The sequence below is a fragment of the Candidatus Hydrogenedentota bacterium genome, assembly GCA_012523015.1.
Lineage (GTDB): Bacteria > Hydrogenedentota > Hydrogenedentia > Hydrogenedentales > CAITNO01 > JAAYBJ01.
This window is the reverse complement of record JAAYJI010000196.1, coordinates 1-2,179: the sequence shown is the minus strand read 5'-3', so window position 1 is coordinate 2,179 and position 2,179 is coordinate 1. Positions and strand designations below refer to the sequence as shown.

Below are 2,179 nucleotides of genomic sequence, written 5' to 3'. Positions count from 1 at the left end.
TCCCTGTCAATCAACCCTTTTTTGTTGCCACTGCGCTTCAATTTCGCATACAGATGTTCGCAGTGACCAGTGACTCCCTCATCATCGATTTTGTTCAGCCACGTGCTTCTTGACTCCTTGGATAACTCCTCCAAACTCGAAATGCCGAATCTCGTCAAGATGTACTGGTTCAATATGAGCTTCTGGTCAAACTTCATCTCCGGCTGCGCTTTCTTGCTCTTTCTCGTTCTTTTTGCCATGGAGCCCTCTATTCCGTCTCTTCGAACATTCGTTTTTTCATCTCCACGTCGATCAGGTCAACCCGCCAGCTCTCACCCTCCTCTCGCAAATTCAAAAGGTTGTTATCGCAATTAACATAAATTTGCTCGAAGCTGCGGCCATTCGAAAGCGAAAGGAAATAGGCGTCGAGAACGGCGTTATCATTTTTTATGTCGTCGCTCATTTCGCGCCAGACCACCAGCGCTTCTTCTCCATTGGGCAGCGTCCCCTCAATCGCCTTAAACTTATAGGTATTGCCAGCCTTGAGCCGAGCGGAAACGGCACCATACTCTCCCGTGATAAAATCGGCATCAAACGAAACGAGCGCATGGCTCTTCCTCACCCGAAGCCCAATCAGATAGTTGAAGGTTTCCACAAGATCAATGGAGCGCTTCTGGCTTTCCAGATTTCGCGCTATGCTCATCTCGTAGCTGAACGGCTTATCCAGCTTCTCAATATTCAGCAGGCAGGCGCTCTCTCCGGATTCGGTCTCCAGCATGTAGGAGAGCAAATACTCTTCCTGAATGCCTAAAGGCAGTCTGGAATCCCTCTGCCTAAACTCAATATTGTTCAGCGCATCTTCGTAAGATTCCAGCCGCAAATATTTGAAACAATGAGAAATACCGGTATCGCGACTAACCGGCTTACCCTCTTTCCACTCTTCAGAGTAGACCACCTTGGCAATGCGCGGCTTGAGAACCGTATCAAAGTGATCTCCCATTTCAACGAGGATAGACTTGTGACGATAATTCGTTGCTCTAATTAAATTCAAAACTGCATGGCCATTGGTTCCAGAGCCAGCAAAGAAGTCTATAAACGTCACACTCTCTTGTGCAAAGGAAAGTAAATGCTGATACATCGAAACGGGATGGCTATATGGAAACTCAGATCCCAAGAGATCGAGATAATCTTTCCCACTTTTCGCGTCACAATAAACCGAAGTTATTTGTTTCAGCGCATCTTCTCTTAAATAGGCCTTTTTCTGAGGTTGTGTTGTTTCGTCATTACCAAAAACAATCATCTTATCCTTAATGAGATCGGCTAGCGTATCTGGTGTTCTCGACCATCCATTCGGTGGAACCGGACAGTTTTTCCCGGTTACAGGATGCTTTAACGGAATATGATATTTCGGATCGGTACGCCTCTCTGGTGCACCCATCGCCACTAAACGATAGATGTTTCCATCATCGTCTATGTGTTTGTAGGTTTTTTCTCCTCCACTAAAGTTTTCTTGCTTTTTCAACCATTCTCGGTATTCCTGCCGTACACTCTCATTTATAACTCCATATTTTTTTATGAGCGATTTTACATTCTCCTGCATTTCCACTATAGACTCACTTCGTCCTAATATTGATCTGTCATATTTGCTTCGCCATATTATGTATTCATGCTGTGTCGCTATTCCTTTTCGGCCTAACATCGGATTCATTTTATCCCAAATAATTGTTCCTGATGTATTTAGGCTATGATTATTAAAAAGAAGACTTAAGCGTTCATATTCATTTTCGTCAATGTGACAAATAAATTCCCCTTTATCATCCAGCAAGGAAGATGCAAAGGCTATTCGATCATTCATCATTGATAGCCAAGATGAGTGCTCATAGGCGTTTTTATAAAGGAAACCACTTGTTTTAGTATTATATGGTGGATCAATATGCACACACCTGACCTGTTCTCGATATCTTTTCTGCAGCAGATTCAACGCCTGAAAGTTTTCGGAGTGAATGAGGAGGCCTTCGCATTGTTCATCGAAATGATTAAGGGAGCCGATCAGCCGCTCCTTGAATTCGGTACTGAAGAATTGGGTATCCAACACGAGATGGGGATTTTGCTTTAGGAATTCCTTCGTGAGCGGCTCGGAGTAGCCCAGCGTGCCACTACTGACAAGGTCTCCGTGCTCCCCTTTGATTTCGTCAATGGC

The 2,179-nt window shown here is 44.5% G+C and carries 1 protein-coding gene; it reads right to left on the bottom strand.

All coding sequences use genetic code 11. The features are described 5' to 3' along the window. Positions 1 to 247 precede the first annotated feature (247 nt). On the bottom strand, positions 248 to 2,179 hold a 1,932-nt coding region (locus GX117_08585), incomplete at its 5' end, for a site-specific DNA-methyltransferase (GenBank protein NLO33396.1).